Annotated in this window: 17 protein-coding genes; 8 read left to right on the top strand and 9 right to left on the bottom strand. The window is 50.5% G+C overall.

Features of this window, described 5'->3' with window-relative positions; all coding sequences use genetic code 11:
- Positions 1-71 precede the first annotated feature (71 nt).
- Genes BOC67_RS22020 through BOC67_RS22010 form a run of 3 tightly spaced genes read right to left on the bottom strand, consistent with a single transcriptional unit; the run spans position 72 to position 3,155 of the window.
- Positions 72-830, bottom strand: coding sequence for an MBL fold metallo-hydrolase (locus BOC67_RS22020; protein WP_291913689.1), 759 nt, complete (start codon positions 828-830; stop codon positions 72-74).
- 5 nt (positions 831-835) lie between these two features.
- Positions 836-1,792 carry a type I pantothenate kinase gene (gene coaA, locus BOC67_RS22015; protein ID WP_291913687.1) on the bottom strand — a complete coding sequence of 319 codons (957 nt, stop codon included), beginning with the start codon at positions 1,790-1,792 and terminating at the stop codon, positions 836-838.
- Positions 1,793-1,802: 10 nt separating this feature from the next.
- Positions 1,803-3,155, bottom strand: coding sequence for an NAD-dependent succinate-semialdehyde dehydrogenase (locus BOC67_RS22010; RefSeq protein ID WP_291913686.1), 1,353 nt, complete (start codon positions 3,153-3,155; stop codon positions 1,803-1,805).
- A gap of 116 nt (positions 3,156-3,271) precedes the next feature.
- Between BOC67_RS22010 and BOC67_RS22005 the strand changes: the two genes are divergently transcribed.
- Positions 3,272-4,429 (top strand): MFS transporter, encoded by a 1,158-nt coding sequence (locus BOC67_RS22005; protein WP_291913685.1) that lies wholly within the window; start codon positions 3,272-3,274, stop codon positions 4,427-4,429.
- An 83-nt stretch (positions 4,430-4,512) separates the two neighbouring features.
- On the opposite strand, the gene pyk is transcribed toward BOC67_RS22005, so the two are convergent.
- Together pyk and pfkA are read right to left on the bottom strand one after the other, a co-directional pair.
- A complete protein-coding gene (pyk, locus tag BOC67_RS22000) occupies positions 4,513-6,000 on the bottom strand; it encodes a pyruvate kinase (protein ID WP_291913684.1) in 1,488 nt (495 codons plus the stop codon).
- Positions 6,001-6,012: 12 nt separating this feature from the next.
- Positions 6,013-6,984: a 6-phosphofructokinase gene (gene pfkA / locus BOC67_RS21995; RefSeq protein ID WP_291913683.1), complete on the bottom strand. Its 972-nt coding sequence runs from the start codon at positions 6,982-6,984 to the stop codon at positions 6,013-6,015.
- Between the two features lie 186 nt (positions 6,985-7,170).
- Between pfkA and BOC67_RS21990 the strand changes: the two genes are divergently transcribed.
- Both BOC67_RS21990 and BOC67_RS21985 read left to right on the top strand, forming a co-directional pair.
- Positions 7,171-9,258, top strand: a complete 2,088-nt coding sequence (locus BOC67_RS21990) for a prolyl oligopeptidase family serine peptidase (protein ID WP_291913682.1) — start codon at positions 7,171-7,173, stop codon at positions 9,256-9,258.
- 185 nt (positions 9,259-9,443) lie between these two features.
- Positions 9,444-10,346: an SDR family oxidoreductase gene (locus BOC67_RS21985; protein ID WP_291913681.1), complete on the top strand. Its 903-nt coding sequence runs from the start codon at positions 9,444-9,446 to the stop codon at positions 10,344-10,346.
- Positions 10,347-10,352: 6 nt separating this feature from the next.
- Here BOC67_RS21985 and BOC67_RS21980 read toward each other — a convergent pair whose 3' ends face one another.
- The 3 genes from BOC67_RS21980 to BOC67_RS21970 all read right to left on the bottom strand — a co-directional run bounded on the left by BOC67_RS21980 (position 10,353) and on the right by BOC67_RS21970 (position 16,150).
- Positions 10,353-11,285 (bottom strand): hypothetical protein, encoded by a 933-nt coding sequence (locus tag BOC67_RS21980; RefSeq protein WP_291913680.1) that lies wholly within the window; start codon positions 11,283-11,285, stop codon positions 10,353-10,355.
- An 85-nt stretch (positions 11,286-11,370) separates the two neighbouring features.
- Positions 11,371-13,032: a TonB-dependent receptor gene (locus tag BOC67_RS21975; RefSeq protein WP_291913679.1), complete on the bottom strand. Its 1,662-nt coding sequence runs from the start codon at positions 13,030-13,032 to the stop codon at positions 11,371-11,373.
- A gap of 43 nt (positions 13,033-13,075) precedes the next feature.
- Entirely contained in the window at positions 13,076-16,150 is a 3,075-nt protein-coding gene (locus tag BOC67_RS21970) for a tetratricopeptide repeat protein (RefSeq protein WP_291913678.1), read from the bottom strand.
- Positions 16,151-16,426: 276 nt separating this feature from the next.
- On the opposite strand from BOC67_RS21970, the gene BOC67_RS21965 reads away from it, so the two are divergent.
- From BOC67_RS21965 to BOC67_RS21950, 4 genes are all read left to right on the top strand, one after another.
- Positions 16,427-16,831: a DoxX family protein gene (locus tag BOC67_RS21965; protein WP_291913676.1), complete on the top strand. Its 405-nt coding sequence runs from the start codon at positions 16,427-16,429 to the stop codon at positions 16,829-16,831.
- Positions 16,832-16,849: 18 nt separating this feature from the next.
- Positions 16,850-17,260: a thioesterase family protein gene (locus tag BOC67_RS21960; protein WP_291913675.1), complete on the top strand. Its 411-nt coding sequence runs from the start codon at positions 16,850-16,852 to the stop codon at positions 17,258-17,260.
- Positions 17,261-17,272: 12 nt separating this feature from the next.
- Entirely contained in the window at positions 17,273-18,541 is a 1,269-nt protein-coding gene (locus tag BOC67_RS21955) for a CinA family nicotinamide mononucleotide deamidase-related protein (RefSeq protein WP_291913674.1), read from the top strand.
- Between the two features lie 62 nt (positions 18,542-18,603).
- Positions 18,604-19,938: a dihydrolipoamide acetyltransferase family protein gene (locus tag BOC67_RS21950; protein ID WP_291913672.1), complete on the top strand. Its 1,335-nt coding sequence runs from the start codon at positions 18,604-18,606 to the stop codon at positions 19,936-19,938.
- Positions 19,939-20,130: 192 nt separating this feature from the next.
- On the opposite strand, the gene BOC67_RS21945 is transcribed toward BOC67_RS21950, so the two are convergent.
- Positions 20,131-20,460, bottom strand: coding sequence for an RNA-binding protein (locus BOC67_RS21945; RefSeq protein ID WP_291913670.1), 330 nt, complete (start codon positions 20,458-20,460; stop codon positions 20,131-20,133).
- Positions 20,461-20,710: 250 nt separating this feature from the next.
- Between BOC67_RS21945 and BOC67_RS21940 the strand changes: the two genes are divergently transcribed.
- Positions 20,711-21,421: a hypothetical protein gene (locus tag BOC67_RS21940; protein ID WP_291913669.1), complete on the top strand. Its 711-nt coding sequence runs from the start codon at positions 20,711-20,713 to the stop codon at positions 21,419-21,421.
- Positions 21,422-21,475: the final 54 nt, after the last annotated feature.

Below are 21,475 nucleotides of genomic sequence, written 5' to 3'. Positions count from 1 at the left end.
TCCAGCTGTAATCGATCAATTAATAATTAATTGCCGGAGCCAGTGAGATTACAAACCACCTCCCGCCGTATTTAATTAAGTATTATCCAATCGCCGGGATCAGGAATATTACACTCCTTCCCGGCTACTGCTACCGCCACTGCAAGGTCTTCCCGGGTCAGCGGACAATGATTGATCGCTTCCATATGAACCGCAATCACATTGGTTTTAGCAGGGTGATTTATCACTTCCAGCACATCGCTGGCGGTCATGGTGATAGGATCGCCTTGCAGAAACCTCGCTGCGCCGGAGTTAACTACAGTATGATCCGGTTTGTAAGTATCCAGCGCCTCTTTTACTTCCTGGCACCAAATGGTGTCGCCGGCTATGTATAAACGCTGTTTGCCGTCTGCAATAACAAAACCGGAAACAGGCGCCATCAGCTTCCCGATTTCGCCGGTGCCATGCTGGCCGCCGGTACGGTAAATAGTGAAGTGTTCCCATTTCATACTGTCTGCTACCGGCAATACGTTGGTAAAGCCTGCCGCGGCGATCTTCTCCTGGTCTTCCGGCTGGCAGATAATGGTAGTGCCTTTGGGGATCATTTCCTGTGCGGCGGCATCCCAATGGTCCCGGTGGGTATGGGTGACGATCACTGCATCCAGGTCCTGCAGCATGGTTTGCAGCGCGATGTCACTCAGGGTGATATCGGCGGTGGGGTTACGAACAGGGTTGGCCGTGTTGGGAATCGGGTCCATACATCCTTTAGGCCCCAGCATAGGGTCTACAAGGATTTTCTTGTTGTCCCATTCCAACAGGAACGTGGCATTTCTTAAGAATAGTAATTGCATGTGAATCAGGTTTTCCTGAGTTTGATGGATTGAACAAAATGGTTGCTGCCTTTCTCCAGTATCAGCCCTGCACGGTAGCGCGTAGGTGCAATGTTCTGCTCCAGGTTGGGTTTGTTGATATCCTCCCATATCTGGGTGGCCAGTTCCACTGTAGCGCCGTCGGACAAGCTTGCATACCGGTGAAAGAATGAGTCCGGATTCTGGAATGCTGTCTGCCGCAGGGACTCAAAGCGGGCGATATACCATTTACGGATATCTTTTTCAGCAGCATCTACATAAATAGAGAAATCAAAGAAATCGGATACGAAAACGGCAGGATCTTTTTGCTGTTGGCGGGGGCGTACCTGTAACACGTTCACTCCTTCCACGATTACAATATCCGGCTGTTCTATCCACTGTAACTGTCCCGGCAGTACGTCGTATTCCAGATGGGAGTACAGCGGCGCTGCCACCCGCTCCTTGCCGGATTTTACATCCGCCAGGAAGTGGATGAGCCGCTTGATATCATAACTTTCCGGAAAGCCTTTCCGGTTCATCAGGTTGTTTTGTTCCAGGATTTTGTTGGGATAAAGGAATCCGTCCGTGGTAACGAGGTCGACCCGCGGATGTTCAGGCCATGCCTGCAACAACCTTTGCAATACCCTTGCTGTGGTGCTTTTGCCTACGGCCACACTCCCCGCGATGCCGATGATATAGGGAACCTTGTGCTGCTGGCTACCGAGGAAATTATTGGTAGCCTGGTGTAAGCTTTGTGAGGCGCTTACAAATAAATTGAGCAGGTGCGCCAACGGGAGGTACACCTGGGTGATCTCCTCCTGGGTCAGCGGCTCATTCATACCATGCAATTGTTCCAGGTCGTAATCAGCCAGCTGCAGTTTAGCATCGTTGCTTCTTTCTGCCCACTCCTTGCGGGAGAAAGTGATATAGGGAGTATAGCGGTCGCGTTTAAGAGATGTGGTCATGTGCTTAAGCCTAGTGTATATAAACGGTTTTGACGTTTAAGAATTCGTGTGTGCCTTCCAGTGATAATTCCCGGCCGTAACCGGATTGTTTTACGCCGCCGAATGGTAACCTTGCATCGGAGCGCATCATGGCGTTGATAAATACATTGCCGCTTTCGATTCGTGTTGCCAGCCTGGCTGCTTTTTCCAGGTCCCTGGTCCAGAGGGCGGAACCCAGCCCGAATTCCGTTTCATTTGCCAGCGCAATGGCGGCATCTTCGTTTTCAGCGGCGATGATGGTGGCCAGCGGTCCAAATGTTTCCTCCCTGAAGGCAGTGGCGTCTGCGGTGACCCCTGTCAGCAGTGTAGGAGCAAAGTTACATCCTTCATAGGCGCCACCCAATACCAGCTTCGATCCCTGCTGCACGCTCTCTTGGAGCTGCCGCGCCAGGTCTTCCGCCAGGTCGGGCCGGGCCATAGGGCCCATATTGGTGCTTTCCAGCATCGGATCACCCTGTTTCAGCCCTTTGATGATATCGGTTACCGCTGCGGTAAATGCGTCCAGTACCGGCTGCTCCACAATCCAGCGTTTGGCGGCGATGCAGGATTGTCCGGCGTTTTGCATACGGCCCTGGACCGCGGTTTTTGCCGCCTCCAGGATATCGGCATCTTTCAGGACAATAAACGGATCGCTGCCGCCCAGTTCCAGCACCGTCTTCTTGATATATTTGCCCGCCAGCGCAGCCACGCTTTTACCTGCAGGGGTACTGCCGGTAAGCGTAACGCCCTGTATGCGCGGATCGGCAATGATGGGCTCTATATTTTTGGACGATAGCAGGACTGATTGGAAGGCGCCCATCGGAAAGCCTGATTCTGCAAAAAGTTTTTCTATCGCCAGCGCGCAGCCGCTTACATTGCTGGCATGCTTCAGTATGCCGGCATTTCCCGCCAGGATGTTGGGAATAGCAAAACGGAAAACCTGCCAGTAAGGGAAATTCCATGGCATGATGGCCAGGATAATACCCTTTGGTTCATAAGATACATAACTTTTTTGTGCATCTGAACGAATCATCCGTGGCTGTAATATGGAGGCAATATTTTCTACGTAATAATCAATGGTAGTCGCGCATTTGAGCACTTCTGCGGTCGCTTCCTTCAGCGTTTTGCCCATCTCCCGGGTGATGAGGGTGGCATGTTCGGTCACATTGTCGCGCATGGATTTGGCGATGCCGGCCATCCATTCCCTGCGTTTGTCCAGTGGGATCTTCAACATTTCCCGGTATGCCTTTTCGCCCGTAAGCAGTTTGGTGGCAATCTCTTTCTCCGTGTGTTCCTCGTATTCTGCAATTAATTCCTGCGTGTAAGGATAGATGCTTTTGAACATAACTATCTGCTTTTAAGGATGAACAATCTTTACAAATTTACCGTTTCCAGACTTATGAAAAGCACCTGCCTGGTTGGGTCCTTATGGTTATCTTTGCACCTCGAAAACTGGAATTTATGGCCTTAAGCAAGTGGAATATCGCCATCATGGCGCTCTGCACGGGATTGATAGTAGCAAATATTTATTATAGTCAGCCCCTGATGGTGCTGATGAGCGAAGAATTTAAAGTTTCTGAATCCAACGCGGGCCAGGTGACCTTTTTCACGCAGGTAGGGTATGCCCTGGGCCTCCTCTTCTGCGTGCCCCTGGGGGACATGCTGGAGAAGCGGAAGCAGATTGTGATCATGACCCTGGCTTCCGCCGGAGCGCTCATCGTGTCCGCCTTATCGCAGTCTATTGACATGTTGAAAGCTGCGGGGCTCCTCATTGGTTTTACCTCTGTGGTACCGCAGCTGATCCTGCCGCTGGCGGCTACGCTCAGCACCAACGAAAACAGGGGAAAGGTGATCGGGATTGTGACGAGCGGCCTGCTGATAGGCATCCTGCTGTCGCGCACGCTGAGCGGGATTGTCGGCCACCACTTCGGCTGGCGGGCCATGTTCTGGATTGCGGCGGGCATCAGTATTTTCCTGGCCATCCTCATGTTTTTCTCCTTTCCGAAGAGCGAGCCTGCGTTTAAAGGGCATTACGGGGATTTAATGCGCTCCCTGCTGACGCTCATCAAGGAGCAGCCGGTGCTGCGGGAGGCCGCGGCCATCAATGCCTGCTGCTTCGGGGTGTTCGGGCTTTTCTGGACCACGGTGGTTTTCCTGTTGTCGGAAGCGCCTTTTCACTATGGGAGCGACAAAATAGGGATGATGGGGCTGGCGGCAGCGGCCGGGGCGCTGGGAGCGCCGCTGGTAGGGCGGATTGCAGACAAAAAGAACCCCCGTATTGCCATTGGTTACGGCATCGGGTTCCTGTTCCTGGGATATTTCCTGTTTTATGTGTTCAGCGCAAACATCATCGGTATTATTGCCGGTATTATAGCGATTGACCTGGGCGTGCAGGCGATACACGTTTCCAACCAAACGCGGGTATATGCCCTGATACCTTCCGCGCGTAACCGGCTCAACACGGTCTATATGACGGCCAGCTTCATCGGTACTTCCCTCGGATCTGGTATTGGTTTGTGGGTTTGGGCCGTTGGCAGGTGGACGGGTGTATGTATAGCGGGGACGATACTGATTTCCATAGCGGCAGTAATTTATCTCCTTACCTACAAAAAGAACTAAAGCCCTGCAGCACAATAGCTTATTGAAAATAAAAAGTCCCGGCCTGTAACAGACCGGGACTTTCTTTATGCAGTTGAATAAGCCTATTCTACTCTTGTAATTTTCAGCGTATTGGTAGCCAGGTGCAGTTTCACCGGTGTGGAACCAGTATTTACCACTACGTCGCCGGCTTTGATGAAGCCTCTTTCTTTCAGGATGTTGATCTGATCGAAAACGATATCATCGAGGGACTCTTCCTCTTCGTAGAAGAAGGCGCGTACGCCCCAGCTCAGGCTCAGCTGATTTACCAGGGTTCTTTCCTTGGTGAATACATACAGCGGAGAGCGTGGACGGTAGGAGCTGAGCATGAAGCCGGTGTAACCGCTCTGGGTCATACCGATCAGGGCGTCAGCATCCAGGTCTTCCGCGATTTTACAAGCGTTGTAGCAGAGCGCATCGCTGAGGAAGGTAGGAGAGTGGCGGTGAGGGATCAGGTTACGGTTGTAGATGATCGCTTCTTTTTCCACTTCCTGGATGATTTTGTTCATGGTCTGGATCACCAGCACAGGGAACTGACCTGTAGCGGTTTCACCGGACAGCATTACCGCGTCGGCGCCTTCCAGTACGGCGTTTGCCACGTCGGTAATTTCAGAACGGTTAGGACGGGTGCGGTCCATCATGGATTCCATCATTTGCGTAGCCACGATTACAGGCTTCGCGCGGTGGATACATTTACGGATAATATCTTTCTGGATCATCGGGATCTGCTCTACCGGCAGTTCCACGCCGAGGTCGCCACGGGCGATCATTACGCCATCACTTTCCCAGATGATTTCTTTCAGGTTCTGGATCGCTTCCGGTTTCTCGATTTTGGAGATCACTTTGATTTTGGAATTGCGCGCTTCCAGTCGTTTGCGCAGGTCGATCAGGTCTTTCACGCTTCTTACGAAGGAGAGGGCCACCCAGTCGCACTCCTGGTCGATGATGAATTCCAGGTCAATAATATCTTTTTCTGTCAGGGCAGGGAGAGATACTTTGGTATCGGGCAGGTTAAAGCCTTTTTTACTGGACAGTACACCCGGCAGTGTAACTTCTGCTTTAATTTCTCCTTTAGGAGTAATTTCTTTTACTACAGTCTCGATTTTACCGTCATCCAGCAGGATTTTCTGGCCTGGACGCAGGTCTTTATACAGATCCGGGTAGGATACATAGATTTTTTCCATGTTACCCACCACTTTCTCATTAATAAAAGTGAGGATATCGCCTGCTTTCAGCGGGAGGGCATTATTCTCGATTTCACCAACGCGCAGTTTAGGACCCTGCAAGTCGGCAAGAATTGCTACGTTATAAGGTTCAGTTTTGTTGATCTGGCGGATGTATTCGATGATCCGCAGTTTGTCCTCATGCGAGCCATGAGAGAAGTTCAAACGAAAAACGTTCACACCTGCTCTAACTAACTCCAACAATTTGTCATAGGTATCGCAAGCTGGTCCTACGGTAGCCACAATTTTAGTTTTGTGGGAAGAGTGTTCTCTACCGGCAGCATTGTCCATCTGCTTGTGATAATATTTGGAAAGATCCTTTGTACTCATAAGTCTTATTTTTTAACTCGCAAGAATTTTAACTATCTTAAACCATTCAGGGTCAATCTCCTGTTTTGCTTTCACCGCCTTGTCCAGAGGAGTATAATGAATTTTATCATTTACCACGCCGATCATAACATTGTGAATGCCTTCACGGAGGGCGTCTACGGCTGCATAACCCAGTCTGCTGGCGAGGATACGATCCTGGCAGGTAGGGGAGCCACCACGCTGGATATGACCGAGGATGGTCACGCGTGTATCCAGCTGCGGGCAACTTTCTTTAATTCTGCGGGCTACTTCGTTGGCGCCTCCGGTTTCGTCACCTTCCGCTACCACAATAAGATTAACGAGCTTTTTACGACGTTCGTTGGCCTGCAGTTCTTCAATAATTTCGTTTACTTCTGTCTTACGCTCGGGCATCAGTACGTGCTCGGCGCCAGTGGAGATCCCGCTGTGTAATGCGATGTAACCGGCGTCGCGGCCCATTACTTCAATTACGAACAAGCGATCGTGTGCATCCGCAGTATCCCTGATCTTGTCGATGGCTTCTACTGCAGTGTTTACAGCTGTGTCAAATCCGATCGTAAAATCCGTTCCTGCTATGTCCTTGTCAATAGTACCAGGCAAGCCTATACAAGGAATGTCAAATTCCTGGCTGAACTTCTGCGCTCCATTGAAGGAACCATCGCCGCCTATTACGACAATGCCGTCAATGTTGTGCTTCTTCAGATTCTCATAAGCTTTTTTTCGCCCTTCATATTCATAGAACTCTTTGCACCGGGCGGTCTTCAATATGGTGCCTCCGCGCTGAATAATATTGGCAACGGATTTTGACTCCATCTGGAAAATGTCGTTCGTCAACATCCCCCGGTAGCCATACATGACGCCAAATACATTCAGCTGATGATAAATGCCCGTTCTTACGACAGCACGAACGGCGGCGTTCATGCCAGGAGCATCTCCTCCTGAGGTAAGGACTGCAATGTTGTTCATTTTTTTCATATAAATTGCTAAAAAAATATCTTAAGGGCGCACAAAAATAACATTTTGGAATTGTTTTTCTAACTGTTATCTCATTAAATAACCTAAATTTTTAATTTTTATCAAACAAAGTAGAATTTTTTTTTAAAAATTATAGGCATGTTGAAAAAAACTAATAGGAGTTTGTTAATTATGAGTATGACCATTTTGACGGGACAGGCCATGGCACAACATTCCGGCGGGATAAAATATCCTGAATCGAAGAAAGTCGATGTAATTGATGATTACCACGGCACAAAGATTTCCGATCCCTATCGTTGGCTCGAAGACGACAATTCTCCCGAAACCAAAGCCTGGGTACAGGCTCAAAACAAGGTAACCCAGGATTATCTTGCCACTATCCCTTTCCGAAAAGATGTTAAAAAAAGATTAGAAGAGCTCTGGAACTATCCAAAGGCTTCTGCACCTTTTAAAAAGGGCAAGTATTACTATTTCTACAAAAATGACGGTTTGCAGAACCAGTCCGTACTGTACCGCGCTACCACCCCGGATGGCCCGGGTGAGGTGTTTATCGATCCGAATAAGCTTTCCGATAACGGCACCGCCGCCCTCGGTAACCTTTCCTTCTCCAAGGACGGGAAATATGTAGCTTACCTGATCGCGAAAGCAGGGTCCGACTGGCAGGATGGATTTGTAATGGACGTAGAAACGAAGCAACTGCTCTCCGACAGGCTGGAATGGATCAAATTCAGCGGTCTTTCCTGGAGAGGGGACGGCTTTTACTACAGCCGCTACGATAAGCCGGACGAGTCCTCCAAACTTTCCCGTAAAAATGAGTTCCAGAAAGTGTATTACCACAAGGTGGGTGATCCGCAGGAAAAGGATGTGCTGATCTATGAAGATAAGCAGCATCCGCTCCGCAACGCCGGCGTAGGCGTAACGGAAGACGAACGCTTCCTCGTCCTTTCCACCACGGAAGGTACATCCGGCGCGGAAATCAGCGTGTGGGACCTGAAAAACCCTGCTCAAAAAGGTTTCAGCCTGCTCATCCCGGGATTTAAATATGAGCCGGACGTGATTGATAACAACGGGGATAAACTGCTGGTGCGTACCAACCACAACGCGCCGAACTACAAAATCGTAGAAATTGACCCGGCCCACCCGGAAGAAAGCAACTGGAAAACTATCGTGCCTGAAAAGCCGGAAGCGCTCCAAAGCGTTGGTACCGGCGGTGGAAAACTGTTCCTCAACTACCTGAAAGACGCTTCTTCCTACGTTTATCAATATGATTATAACGGGAAGAACGGTAAGCAGGTGAAGCTCCCCGGCATCGGCTCCGCCGGCGGATTCGGCGCTGAAAAGGACGAGAAAGAATTCTACTATACTTATTCATCCTTCGTTACGCCGGCCACTATTTATAAATATGACATCCGTACGGGTAAATCCACCCTTTTCAGTAAGGCGCAGGTGAAATTCAACCCGGATGAGTATGAAACCAAACAGGTCTTTTTCCCGAGTAAAGATGGTACCAAGGTGCCGATGTTCATTTCCGGTAAAAAAGGTTTCAAGCTGGATGGCAACAACCCTGTGCTGATTTACGGTTACGGTGGTTTCAACATCCCGCAGACACCTGGCTTCAGCGTTTCCAACCTCTACTTCATGGAGCAGGGCGGCCTTTACGCGGTAGTATGCCTCCGCGGCGGCAGCGAGTACGGCGAAGCATGGCACAAGGCCGGTATGATGGAAAAGAAGCAGAACGTGTTTGATGACTTCATCGGCGCGGCAGAATACCTGGTAAAACAAAAATATACCAACCCATCCCGCATTGCTATCCGTGGCGGTTCCAACGGGGGCCTGCTCGTGGGCGCCTGCATGACCCAGCGGCCGGACCTCTATAAAGTGGCCCTGCCGGCAGTAGGCGTGATGGATATGCTGCGCTTCCAGAAGTTCACCATTGGCTGGGCGTGGGTAACAGAATACGGCAGTAGCGATAACGCGGAGCAATTTAAATACCTGATCAAATACTCCCCGCTGCATAACCTGAAACCAGGCGTATCTTACCCGGCTACCATGGTTACCACTGCTGATCATGATGACCGCGTAGTGCCTGCGCACTCCTTTAAGTTTGCAGCCACCCTGCAGGAAGACAATGCCGGCCCTAACCCGGTACTGATCCGCATTGAAACGCAGGCCGGCCATGGCGCAGGTAAACCTACCTCCAAGCTGATTGACGAAGCAACGGACATCTGGTCATTTACCATGTACAACCTGGGAATGAAAAAATAAGTACGGTGTTGGATACTTTTTAAAAAGGATATTATACAATTAAAAGGGAAGGCTGCACCGCCTTCCCTTTTGATTTTAACCACACTGCGATGCTAAATTTATCCACCTCACGGAGAGGCGGAAAATTGAAATATCCCCAGCGGAAAAATTTCCTTATCTTTAGAGATAGCGTAAGAACTTGGCTTATGAACGTACTTATAACAGGCAGTAACGGATTGCTGGGTCAGCATTTGATTCCACTCTTTCTGAAAGACAGTAGGTATAATGTTATCGCCACCGGGAGGGGCCCCAACCGCATCCCGCAACGGGACAATTACATCTATGAGCCCTCGAACCTCCGTACTCCCGGAGCTGCTGCGTCGCTCATAGAAAAATACAAACCTGAAATCATTATTCACGCTGCTGCCATGACGCAGGTAGATGAATGTGAGAAAAATAAAGACGCCTGCTGGGATATGAACGTAGGCGTTACCCGCTACCTGGTGCAGGCAGCAGAAAAAACAAAAGCATTCTTTTTGTTTATCTCCACGGATTTCATCTTCGATGGGCTCAGCGGTCCTTATTCAGAAGAAGCGCTTCCCAACCCGATCAATTATTACGGTACCAGCAAAGTGGCCGCAGAGCGGATTGTGCAAAACAGCAGCCTGCCATGGGCCATTGCGCGTACCGTGCTGGTTTACGGCATTGTGGCCGATGCACAGCGCAGTAACATGATCACCTGGGTGAAAAATAATCTCCAACAGAACAAGAAAATAAAAGTAGTGGACGATCAGCTGCGTACGCCTACCCTCTGCCAGGACCTGGCGCTGGGCTGCAAGCTGATTGTGGATAAGAAAGCTACCGGCATTTTCAATATCTCCGGCAACGAAACCCTCACGCCGTATGATATGGCCCTGAAAACCGCCAATTATTTCAACCTGGATGCCTCCCTGATCGAAAAGATCAGCTCCAGGAGCCTTTCCCAGCCTGCGGCACGCCCGGCCAAAACGGGCCTGATCACGGAAAAGGCTGAAAAAGAACTCGGCTACAACCCCCGTACCTTCGCTGAAGGATTGGAAATTGTAGCCGAAGAACTGAAAGGGAAATAATATTTTTTAGTGTTTTTCCAGGAAGGCCTGGTTACCAAAGTCTTTTCTAACCTTTTGAATAGCGGTAGCGGTATCGGTATTGTCCACCTCTACGGCGAGGCGATAAGTATCATCTTTCAGGTACATGATGACTTTGCGGCCCCAGTTCAACTGGCGCTGTAACTTCCTGCCCGCGTCCGCACTGTCTTTAGTGGTATAATACACGGCTACGTATTTGGAAGTATCCAAAGCAGGGGCTGCGGCAGCCGTATCTGCGGGAGCTGCCGCGAGGCTATCCGCTGCGGCGGCCTGTACGGCAGGCGTATCCTGCACGATGGAATCCATCGGGATGTCCGTCCCGGTATTGCGGTGCGCGTTTTGCTGGCTTACATACCACCAGGCGCCGGCGGCGCCGGCAACTACTACCAGTGCGGCTACGGCCCACCACCATTTGAAACTGCTTTCTTCTTCAATGGCTTCGAGTACATTTTCCACCTCTTCCGTCATTACCGGTTCCATAGGTTCGGGAGGCGCAGGTGCCGCAACAGCGGGTTCCTCCTCTGCCCTGATGGGAAAAAGGTCCAGGGACTCCTGGGTGGCGGGTAGTTTTTCTGCAAAAAAGTGAATATTTCCTGCAAAATCCCCCTGTAAAGTCCCGATTCCGGGCAATTCCATCGGTTTGCCGGTACGTAGCTCCGCCTTCATTTCCTCCAGGTACTTCTCCAGCTTACGCTGGGCAACAGAAGGTACCAGGTTTTCCTTGAGCGCAATCCATTCCACGCAGGAACCGTCGTCCTGGTAGGTTTGACTGAATAACACCTGATCCCATGGCGGCGTCAGCGTTTGTGTATTGACGTTATATTGGGCAGGGAAATGCTGTAAGGTAAAGGTGCCTAACTGCGGGATCACACAAACTCTCTGTCTAAAGAGTACTTCCTGTATATATTGCTGCAAGATCATAGAGATAGATACTAGTTACTATTGACAGAAATGGGGAGATATTCTGCAATATCTCCCCACAATCTCCTAATTACCAATATGTAATTTAGAATTTAAATAGCAACCCACCAACTATATTAAAGCCATAGGATGGGTATAGGTAATAGCGTTGATAATGGGAATTGAAGACGTTATTGGCATTTACCCACAGGCCAAAGTTTTTGGTAATATCATAAGATGCGCCGAGGTTCATATCCCATGCGCCGTCGGTTTTACCAAAATCAGATTTGTCCGGCAGGCGGTAATAAGCGCCGCTCATGCTAAACAGGTCAGCATTCAGGTGCAGCTTTTTACCAAGCAGGTAGGTCACATTCAGGTTACCCTGGAAAGCAGGCAGGGCCCATGGCTTCAGCTGGGTTTCCTGTTTGTTGTAGTTAAACCAGTCAAACGATACGCGCGCCTGGAATTTTTCCTCCTGGATATATCCTACTTCCGCATGCAGCTGGAAGGCGCGCATCTCCGCTTCGTTAAGGGTGATGAAGCGTTTGGCGTCCAGGGTGTCGTTGATAAACAACGGCAGGTTGTACCAGGTGACGGAAGCAAACTTGGTATTGTAGTTAAAGTGGCTGCCCAGCGTTCCTTTGATACCGGTGTACTTCTCTTCCACGCGGGTGTTTTGCATGTCCGCGAGGCTACCGAGGAAATACGGGTTGCGGTTGGTCAGGTTGCGGTAGGAGTTCTTTTCGATATAGCTGATCCATCCGCTGCTCAGGATGAGCTTTTTGCGGATCAGGTGCGTTTCGTTCACGATGTCCGGCAGGAGGTAGAACTTGCTCACGCCCGGGGTATTGCTCCAGGTAGGATTTACGCCGGCATGTAATACAAAGCCAGGGTAAATCAGGTCTACCGCCGGGTGGATGGCCACTACGTTGTTATTGATGGTTTTATTGTCGCCCTCTTTGTAGTTGGAGAGGTCCAGCACGCCTTCCGCCTGCAGGTAGATGTTTTCGAATATCTGTTTGCGAACGGGCAGGTTCACCTGGAAGGCGCCTTCATTGCGTTTATAGTTATCGCTGAAATAAATAAACTTCACTTTCGGCTTGATGGAAAAGGCCCAGTCGTTATTGGGCAGGTTGGAGCCGGATACGGAGGCGGTAACCTGGTTGAATACCTGTTTGATATCGTTCTTCTCCATCGGGATCGTATGGTCGTAACCGTAGTAATGCAGCGTGTTACGATCGTATGCCAGGCTGCCGTTCAGCTGGAATTTATCCATCAGGTAGGTGCCGGCTGCCAGGGTGTTCAGCGTGCTGTAGTCCTGGTTTTCAATATCCTTTCCTTTTGAGCCGGTATAATTGACGAAGAGACCATAGTTGTACTGCTCATGGCGGCCGCTTCCAAAGCCGGCCTGCACGTATGGGGTACTCAGGTTGCCGTAGCCCAGCTTGACAAAATTGTTTTGCAGCAGGTCCAGCGAATCCTTGCCCAGCGCCAGCGGTTTCAGCGGGGCGGCCTGGTACATGAAGTTGAGGTTTAAGGAAGGCACCTCGTACTTCAGCGCAGGGCGGGCCGTATCCACACCCGGCAGGGAAGCCGTGAGATTCAGTTTGGCTGCATCCCGGAGGCGGGGCTGGTAAGTGGAAATAATATCGATGGTTTCCTGCTTCAGGGAATCCTTCTGCGCAAAAGCTTGTTGATGCACCAGCCCGGTGAGGCCGAATGCGGCTATAAAGAAAAATCGTTTACCGTATATGTGATGAATGTTCATGCTGTCTTTATCTTAAATCCGGATACCGGACGCTGATGAAAAATTATTTCTTCTTTTTGCCGGCTGCTTTTTCATCAGCTTCGGCTTTAGCCAGTTTTTCTTTCGCTTCCTGTTTCAGCTCCGGAATGGTGGAGTTGGCGGCAATACTCTGGAAGGTGGCTTTGGCATTGAAGTAGTCCTGCTGCTTCGCATACACATCACCCAGCAGGATATACGCTTTTGCTACCCAGTATTCGTAGGAAGCGGTATTCTTGATCACATCGAAGCCTGCTTTTTCCGCGGCATCCAGTTCATTTTGCTGGAAGTAGCTGTCTGCAATGTCGTACCGGGCTTCCGCGCCGATTTCCGATTTGGTTAAACCGGTTACGGTTTTGAACTCCGTGATAGCGGCGGCATATTGTCCGTTTTGTTTCAGGGCTTTCGCGTGGTAGAAGTGGCCGAGGATCTGATCGTCCGTACTGTTGTTGCTACCAGCCAGCAGCATTTCGGAGTAGTTGGTGACTTCGTCCCAGCGCTTCAGCATGTAGTTGCTGCGCAGCAGGCCACGGGTGGCGGCGAGGCTGTTTTCCTTGCTGCTGCTCAGGTCCTGCAGTTGCAGGTAGTAGCTGCGGGCTTTATCGTAATTTTTAACCTGGTAGTAGTTGATATTGGCGGCCTGCAGGGCGGAGCGTTCCGCATACAGGCTGTTGTTGCGGGACAACACGAACTCGTACGCCGGCAGGGCGGCCGCATAGTCCTTATTGTTATAGCTGCACTCTGCCTTGTAGAAGTTAGCCGGCAGGATAAACTGCCCTTCAGGGAATTTGCGGATGTAGTTGTTGAACGCAGTGATGGCGCCATCGCAGTCGTTGCTGGTGAAGCGCGCTTCAGCGGCTGCATAGGCCAGCGAGTCTTCCGCGGAAGCGGTAACGGTGCGGCCGGTGGACTTCAGGAATGCGAGATAGTCATCTGTTTTACCCTGACCCACGTAGATGGCTTTGATGCTTTGTAAAGCCTCATTGCTTTCCGGCGCGCCGGGGAATTTTTCCACCACCTGGCGGTAATAGCTCAGGGCTTTGGTTTCGTTGTCTTTGTTATAGTAGGAGAGTCCTAATTTCAGCAGGGCGCGTGGCGCGTTCGGGCCGTTAGGTTGTTTTTGCAATACATTTTCCAGGTAAGGAATGGCCTCGTTGAATTTTTCGGAAGCGAGGTAAGTATTGGCAATTTCCATATCAGTTTCGTTGCCGAAGTTACTGTTCGGGAACTTGTTGGCCAGTTGTTTCAGCAGCGCCAGTTTTTCAGATTGTTTGCCTTGCAGGCCGAGAATTATACTCTTCTGGTAGGTCGCGTAATCGGATCCGGGTTCATTGTTGCTGATGACGCGATCGTAGAGCGACAATGCTTTCGGAAATTGGCGGAGCATATAGTAGCAATCGGCTGCACGGAGCATGGCATCGTTACTGATGCGCTGCGCGTTGGGGCCGCTGGCTTTTTGTGCAGATTCGAACCAGGGCAGCGCTTCGCTGTAGCGGTCCTGTTTGAGGAGGCTGTAGCCGAGGTTGTAGCTGGCGGTTTGCGCGTTGGCTTCGCCGGAGAGCACCGCGGTGCTGCCGAGGTAGGCGTTCAGGTTAGAGATGGCCGCTTCCGTTTTATTCTGACGGAGGGCGATTTCCCCTTTCCAGAAGTACGCGAGTTGTTTGATCTGCGCGTCGTAAGGATTTTTGATAGCGATATCCAGGAGGCGGTCCGCTTCTGCGAGCTGGCCATCGTTGATCAGCTGGGTGGCGCGGCCGTAGGCTACTTTCTGGTAGGCTTTCAGGACGGTCTGGTTTTTATCGGGGATCATCTCGATGGTGGCCAGGCCTTCCTTATAGTTATTGGAATTCATGAAGAGGTTCACCATGATTTCACGGGCCTCTTTATTGTAGGGTGAATTCGGGTATTTCTGTACGAATTGGGTCAGTTCTGTGAGCGCGGCGTCCGGGTAGCCCAGCTCGTAGGATAATTTGCCGTAGTTGAAGCGGCTGATTTCCTGTTGCTGAGCGTTGGAGCTGTTGTTGGCGCAATAGGCGAATGCGTTGCGGGCGTTGGCCTTCTGACCGGTGCGCAGGTAGCAGTCGCCCAGCAGGTACATGGAGTTTTGCCCCAGGGAATCCTTAGCGCCGCTCAGCTGTTTAAAGCCGGCAATGGCTTTTTGCAGGTTACCGGTTTGGTAGTAGGAGTAGGAGAGCTGGTAGATATCTTCGTTGCGTACTTCGTCGGAATTATCCTGGAACTCCTGCAGGTAGGGGAGTGCCTTCTGGTAATTTTTCTTTTCGAAGTAGGCTTTCCCGAGGAGTTGTTTCAGCTCGGCCTCGTAGTACTGGCCGCCTTGCTGGATCAGCGGTTCGCCATAGGCGATGAGCTGGTCCGTTTTCCCCTGGAAGTAATAGATTTCCGCGATGTAGTACGGTACAATGTTGCTGTACTTCGGCTCTTTTACCACCCGTTGGAAGCTGGTGAGGGCTTCGTTGTACTGGCGGTTGTTATAAGCGATAAAACCGTAGTAGTAATTGGCCGGGAGGTAATATTTTCCTTCAATTTCCTTGATGGAGGCAAACAGCGGCTGGGCTTTTTTGAACTCCTTCACATTGAAGTAGCAGTAGGCCAGTTCAAACTTCGCATCGGCAATCTCGTCGTTGGAGAGGTTGTCGATATTGGCTTTTTCGTAGTACGGAATAGCCTCTTTCAGTTTGTTGGCGTGGAAATAATATTTGGCCAGCTGGTAGCTTACCAGTTGTTCGCGGGCGTTGTTGTTGAAATATTTCAGATAATCCAGCGCAATCTGTTCGGCGTTGGCCTGCTGCAGTTTAAGCGCGCAGATGGTATAGTAGTAATACGCATCCGACCTGACGAGGTCACGATTGGTTTCGTGCCAGTAGGTAATGTTATCGATTGTTTGCTTGAAAAGCTGCATGGACACGGCATATTTTCCATGCTGGAAATATTGTTGCGCATCCTTGAAGGTTTTTTCCGGATCAGTGTAAATGCGTGTCTGCTGGGCATGGGCGGCAGGCAAAGCCGCCAGCGTGGCGCCGGCAAAGGCAAAAAGGGATAAATACAGATGTCCCGGAACAATGATTTTTCTTATGACCTGCATGTTTTGCTGTTATCTTGAATATGCGATTAAAACGAATACCGGGCAGAAATATTTTCCGTCCGGGCGATTACCTCCTGTTACATGAGCCTCCAATCCGCTGTTTTGCCAGTACCAGTAAGAGGTATAGTGCCGACAGAACAGATGAAGCAAATATATATGTTATCTGCGTTCTTTTCGGATTGTATTCTACACAATGTGGATAACTCCGTATAGGCGGCAAAGGCATATACGCTATCTTGTGCGAAAGTACTTTTCTTAGCAAAAACCTTACCTACTATGAGAAAACTGTTTTCGGCGGGGCATACCAATGGCGCCATATCCTTCGCAATGCTGTTGATGCGACTGGTTTTCGGCGGGTTGATCTTATTACACGGCTGGCCAAAATTGATTGGATTTGCGTCAAAAAAGAATACCTTTCCTGATCCTTTTCACGTAGGCCATGCCGTTTCGCTTGGCATGGTTGTATTTGCGGAGGTGGCCTGCGCCATCTTCCTGATGCTGGGTTTATTAACCCGGCTGGCCAGCGTGCCGCTCATTATTTGCATGTCAGTCGTTATTTTTGTGATACATGCGCATGAGCCGGTGGATAGGATAGAATTGCCGCTCATGTACCTGGCGGCCTACCTGACCATCCTCTTTGTGGGGCCAGGCAAGGTTTCCATCGACAATATGATTGCGTAATCAAAAACAGCACGGAAGATGTTTATTAGTACGACTACAATACGGGTGAGATACGGAGAAACGGACCAGATGGGGTATCTCTATTACGGCAACTATGCGCTCTACTACGAAGTGGGCAGGGCGGAAGCCATCCGGGAGCTGGGTTTTACCTACCGGGAGCTGGAAGAGCAGGGGGTGATGATGCCGGTGGCAGAGCTGAATGCGAAATATTTCCGCCCGGCAACCTACGATAACCTTATAACGGTGAAGACTATATTAAAAGAGCTGCCCAAAAGCTCCAAGATCCAGTTTCACAGTGAATTGTATAACGAGAAGGGAGAGTTGCTGAATGTGGGGGTTACCACGCTGGTGTTTGTAGATGTGAAAACCCGGCAGAAGTCCGGCCTCCCGGAAGTGCTGAGAGAGCGCCTGGCGCCATTCTTTAATTAAAAAACCTGCGACGTGGATAAAATTACGGTCAGTATCGTTACCATTGGCGACGAGCTGCTCATCGGACAGACGATCGACACCAACTCCGCCTGGATGGCCCAGCAGCTGAATGCCATGGGCATATGGGTGCACCGGCGTATAGCCATTGGGGATATCAGGGAAGATATCCTGGCAACGCTGGCAGCCGAGGCGGCCTTGTCGGACGTAGTACTGATAACAGGAGGCCTGGGCCCTACCGCTGACGACATTACCAAGCCTACCCTTTGCGAATATTTCAATACCCGCCTGGTGCAGGACCGTGATACCCTGCAGCGGGTGCTGCATCTATTCGAAAGCAGGGGACTGCCTATCCTGCAAAGGAATGTGGATCAGGCCCTGGTGCCGGAGGCAGCCACCGTTATCCCGAACCACCGCGGCACTGCGCCGGGGATGTGGTTCGAAAAGGAAGGCAAGATTTATGTGTCGATGCCGGGAGTGCCGCATGAGATGAAAGGCATCATGGAAAGTTTTGTACTGCCGCGGCTGGAAGCGCATTTCCACACGCCGGCGGTGGTGCATCATACATTGATCACTTCCGGCATGGGCGAGTCGTTTGTGGCGGAGCGGCTGGTGGATTTTGAGGCGAAATTGCCGCCGCACATCAAGCTGGCCTATCTGCCGAGCTATAGTTTGCTCAAGCTGCGGCTGACCGCCCAGGGGAAGGACAAGGTGAGTACTGCTACGGAGCTGAGCCTGTATTTCACGGAGCTCAAGGAAAGATTGCAGGATATTTACGTGACTGACCAGGATATTTCCATCGGGGAGGTGCTGGGGCAGGTATTGCTGAAGCGCAAAAAAACGATGGGCGCGGCGGAAAGCTGTACCGGCGGCCTGATTGGCAGCTGGATTACCGCAGTTTCCGGCAGCAGCGCTTATTACAAGGGAGGCGCCATCACTTACTCAAACGAGATGAAAATGAAGATGCTGGGGGTGAAAAAAGAAACCCTGGCAGCGCATGGAGCGGTGAGTGAGGCCACGGTGAAGGAAATGCTGACCGGCGCGCTGGATTTGCTGGAAGTGGACTATGCGATTGCCGTCAGCGGCATCATGGGCCCCACGGGCGGTACGGAGGAAAAGCCGGTAGGCACCGTATGGATGGCTGTTGGCAGCCGGGAGAAAATGGTGACTGTAAAATACCACCTTCGCTATGACCGCGAACGAAATACACAAATGGCCGCTGTTTATGCGATCAACGAATTAAGGAAGCTGATATTGGAACTGGAGCCGGAAGAATTGAATTGATACAATTCCCTTATTTTTGTTGCGCACTAAACAAAGCTAAAATTCAAGCTAAAATCAATCTTATGGCTATTGTAGAACTGGTAATGCCGAAAATGGGAGAAAGCATCATGGAAGCTACCATCCTGCGCTGGCATAAAAAGCCGGGGGATTCCGTTAAAGTGGATGAAACCGTGCTGGAAATTGCTACCGACAAGGTGGATAGCGAGGTTCCTTCTACAGCGGAAGGGGTCATTGCCGAAGTCCTGTTTTCCGAGAATGACGTGGTACCGGTAGGTACCGTCATTGCACGCATTAATACCAATGCCGACGCAGCAGCGGACACCACGCCTGCTGCCCCTGTAACTACTGAACCCAAATTTACTGCCGCCGCTGCTCCTGTAGTGGCAGAGCAGGTGGCTGAGCCTACCCCTGCGGCTGCGCAGGTAGGTAGTGGCGCACGATTCTATTCTCCGCTGGTACTGACTATTGCGCAGCAGGAAGGCGTGAGCTTTGCCGAGCTGGAAAAGCTCCCCGGCAGCGGTACGGAAGGTCGTGTAACGAAGAAGGATATACTCCAATACGTAGCTGACCGCAAGGAAGGTAAGGTAGTGGCGGACGCAGTGCCTGCCAACACCCCCGGTAGCGCTGCCGCAGCGGCCGCTCCGCGCCAGGCGCAGGCGGTAACGGTGCCATCAGCGACCTACAATGGCAATGTGGAAATCGTGGAAATGGACCGCATGCGTAAGCTGATTGCCAATCACATGGTGATGAGCAAGCAGGTGAGCCCGCATGTGACCAGCTTTGCGGAAGCCGACGTGACCAATATGGTAAAATGGCGCGACCGCGTAAAAGGCGAATTCGAGAAGAGGGAAGGCGAAAAGCTGACTTTCACGCCGCTGTTTGTAGAGGCGATCGTAAAATGCCTGAAGCGCTTCCCGCTGATCAATTGCTCACTGGACGGCGATAAGATCATTATCAAGAAAGACATCAACGTGGGTATGGCTACGGCGCTGCCTACCGGCAACCTGATTGTGCCAGTTATCCGGAACGCTGATCAGCTGAACCTGGTGGGACTGACCAAACAGGTTAACGGCCTTGCCAATGCCGCACGTAACAATAAACTGAAGCCGGAAGATACGCAGGGAGGCACTTTCACCCTCACCAACGTAGGTACTTTCGGTAGCCTGATGGGCACGCCTATCATCAACCAGCCGCAGGTGGCCATCCTGGCGGTGGGCGCCATCAAGAAGCGCCCGGTGGTGATAGAAACGGAGCAGGGGGACAGCATTGCCATCCGGCATATGATGTACCTGTCCATGTCGTACGACCACCGTATTGTGGACGGTTCCCTGGGGTCTACGTTCCTTTCGGCCGTGGCTACAGAACTGGAAAATTTCGATCCGAAAAGAGGTATTTAATTTCGGACCTTAAGATAGGAGGGGTGTATCAGCGTATGATACACCCTTTTTTTATTTGGCGCCAAATGGAGCGCATTTGAGGGATGTGGAAGGGATTACCCTCCATTTTGGGCAAAAAAGGGCAAAAAAAAGGCAGTTTCCGAAGAAACCGCCTTTTGAATTTTTTTAACAGCTTTACCGATAAAAAATAACTTAGTAGCGTCCGCCACGGTCGCCGCGAGGACCACCATATCCTCCGCCACCACGGTTATTACCACCACCTCTGAAATTATTGTTCGGTTGTTTTGGTCTTGCTTCGTTAACCATCAGTTGTTTGCCTTCAATTTCGCTACCGTTTAAGCTTTCCATAGCCTTGGTTCCTTCTTCTTGATTAGGCATTTCCACAAAACCGAAACCGCGTGAGCGACCAGTTTCATGGTCCTTGATGATTTTTGCGGAGGTAACCTCTCCATAGTCGCTGAAAATCTGATGCAGATCCTCATCGTTCAACCTATAATGCAGGTTGGCTACGTAAATGTTCATGATAACTGAAATTAAAAAAATGAAAAATAATGTACTGAAGTTAGGAAATTAAAGCCAATAAAATAAGAGCCCCTGAAAAATATTTGAGAATTCACCATGTTTTTCTCCGCCCTAACCCGGTAGACCCTTTCCCAGCTTAACTATGGGTAGAAAAAATATTTTTTCGTGAAACCTGTTTTTGCATTTTTTGAACACTTTTTGCAGGAATATTTTCGTAAATTAATAGTGTAATCCATTAAATTAATTTATCATGGGAGCCTTGAGCGAAACCTGGTTTGCGGACGGCTACATCGATTTCGAATTAAAGAAGTACACGTTACTCGCATACCTTCAGGACATTAACCGATACTTTGGGGAACACAAATTGTATCCGCAGCTGGCGGACATTATTTTCCACTACAACAACCTGGTTTCATTCCGGGAGAACAAGCAGTTCCTGCAGCAGCGTTTTCCCAAGCAGCTGAGTAAGGTAAACCTGGAAAAACTGGAATTACTTTACGAGCAGATCATTGCGGACGATGAGCTGATGCAGGAGCTGGAAAGCATTATTGAATATGCGATGAAAAAAATGGACAGCACTATCCGGGAGGGAACGGAGCTGTACGAGTTTGTGGAAGATCAGCTGCACATTGCCCCGGTGGGGCTGGTGCCGCTGGAAAGTTCGGAAGGGTATATGTTGCTGAGCGACGGGCGGCTGCGGGAAGTGCTGGTGTACACCTACCGGCTTACCATTTTTGAGCGGGCGGACGAAAAGTTCAGGGGCATTCACATGAGCTTCCTGGACAGTTATAAGAAGGACCTCCTGCATACGTTCGAGTACATCAAATCGCAATTGATCCGGCATCGCAAGCAATTGCCCAATCCGGCGGTGTACAGTGTGGAAACCAAGCTGGTATTACCGATCAATGAAACGCTGCTGCCGGTGGCTAAACGAACGCTGGTGAAGTATATAGCTGCGTAAGGCAGCGTCGCGAATGAACGGAATGCCGTTGGGGATTGCCGGCTGAAGAACCAA

Origin of the sequence: Chitinophaga sp. CB10 (assembly GCA_001870995.2) — a bacterium.
GTDB lineage: Bacteria > Bacteroidota > Bacteroidia > Chitinophagales > Chitinophagaceae > Chitinophaga.
Note: the sequence above shows the minus strand (reverse complement) of the source record. Positions and strands in the feature narration are given on the sequence as shown.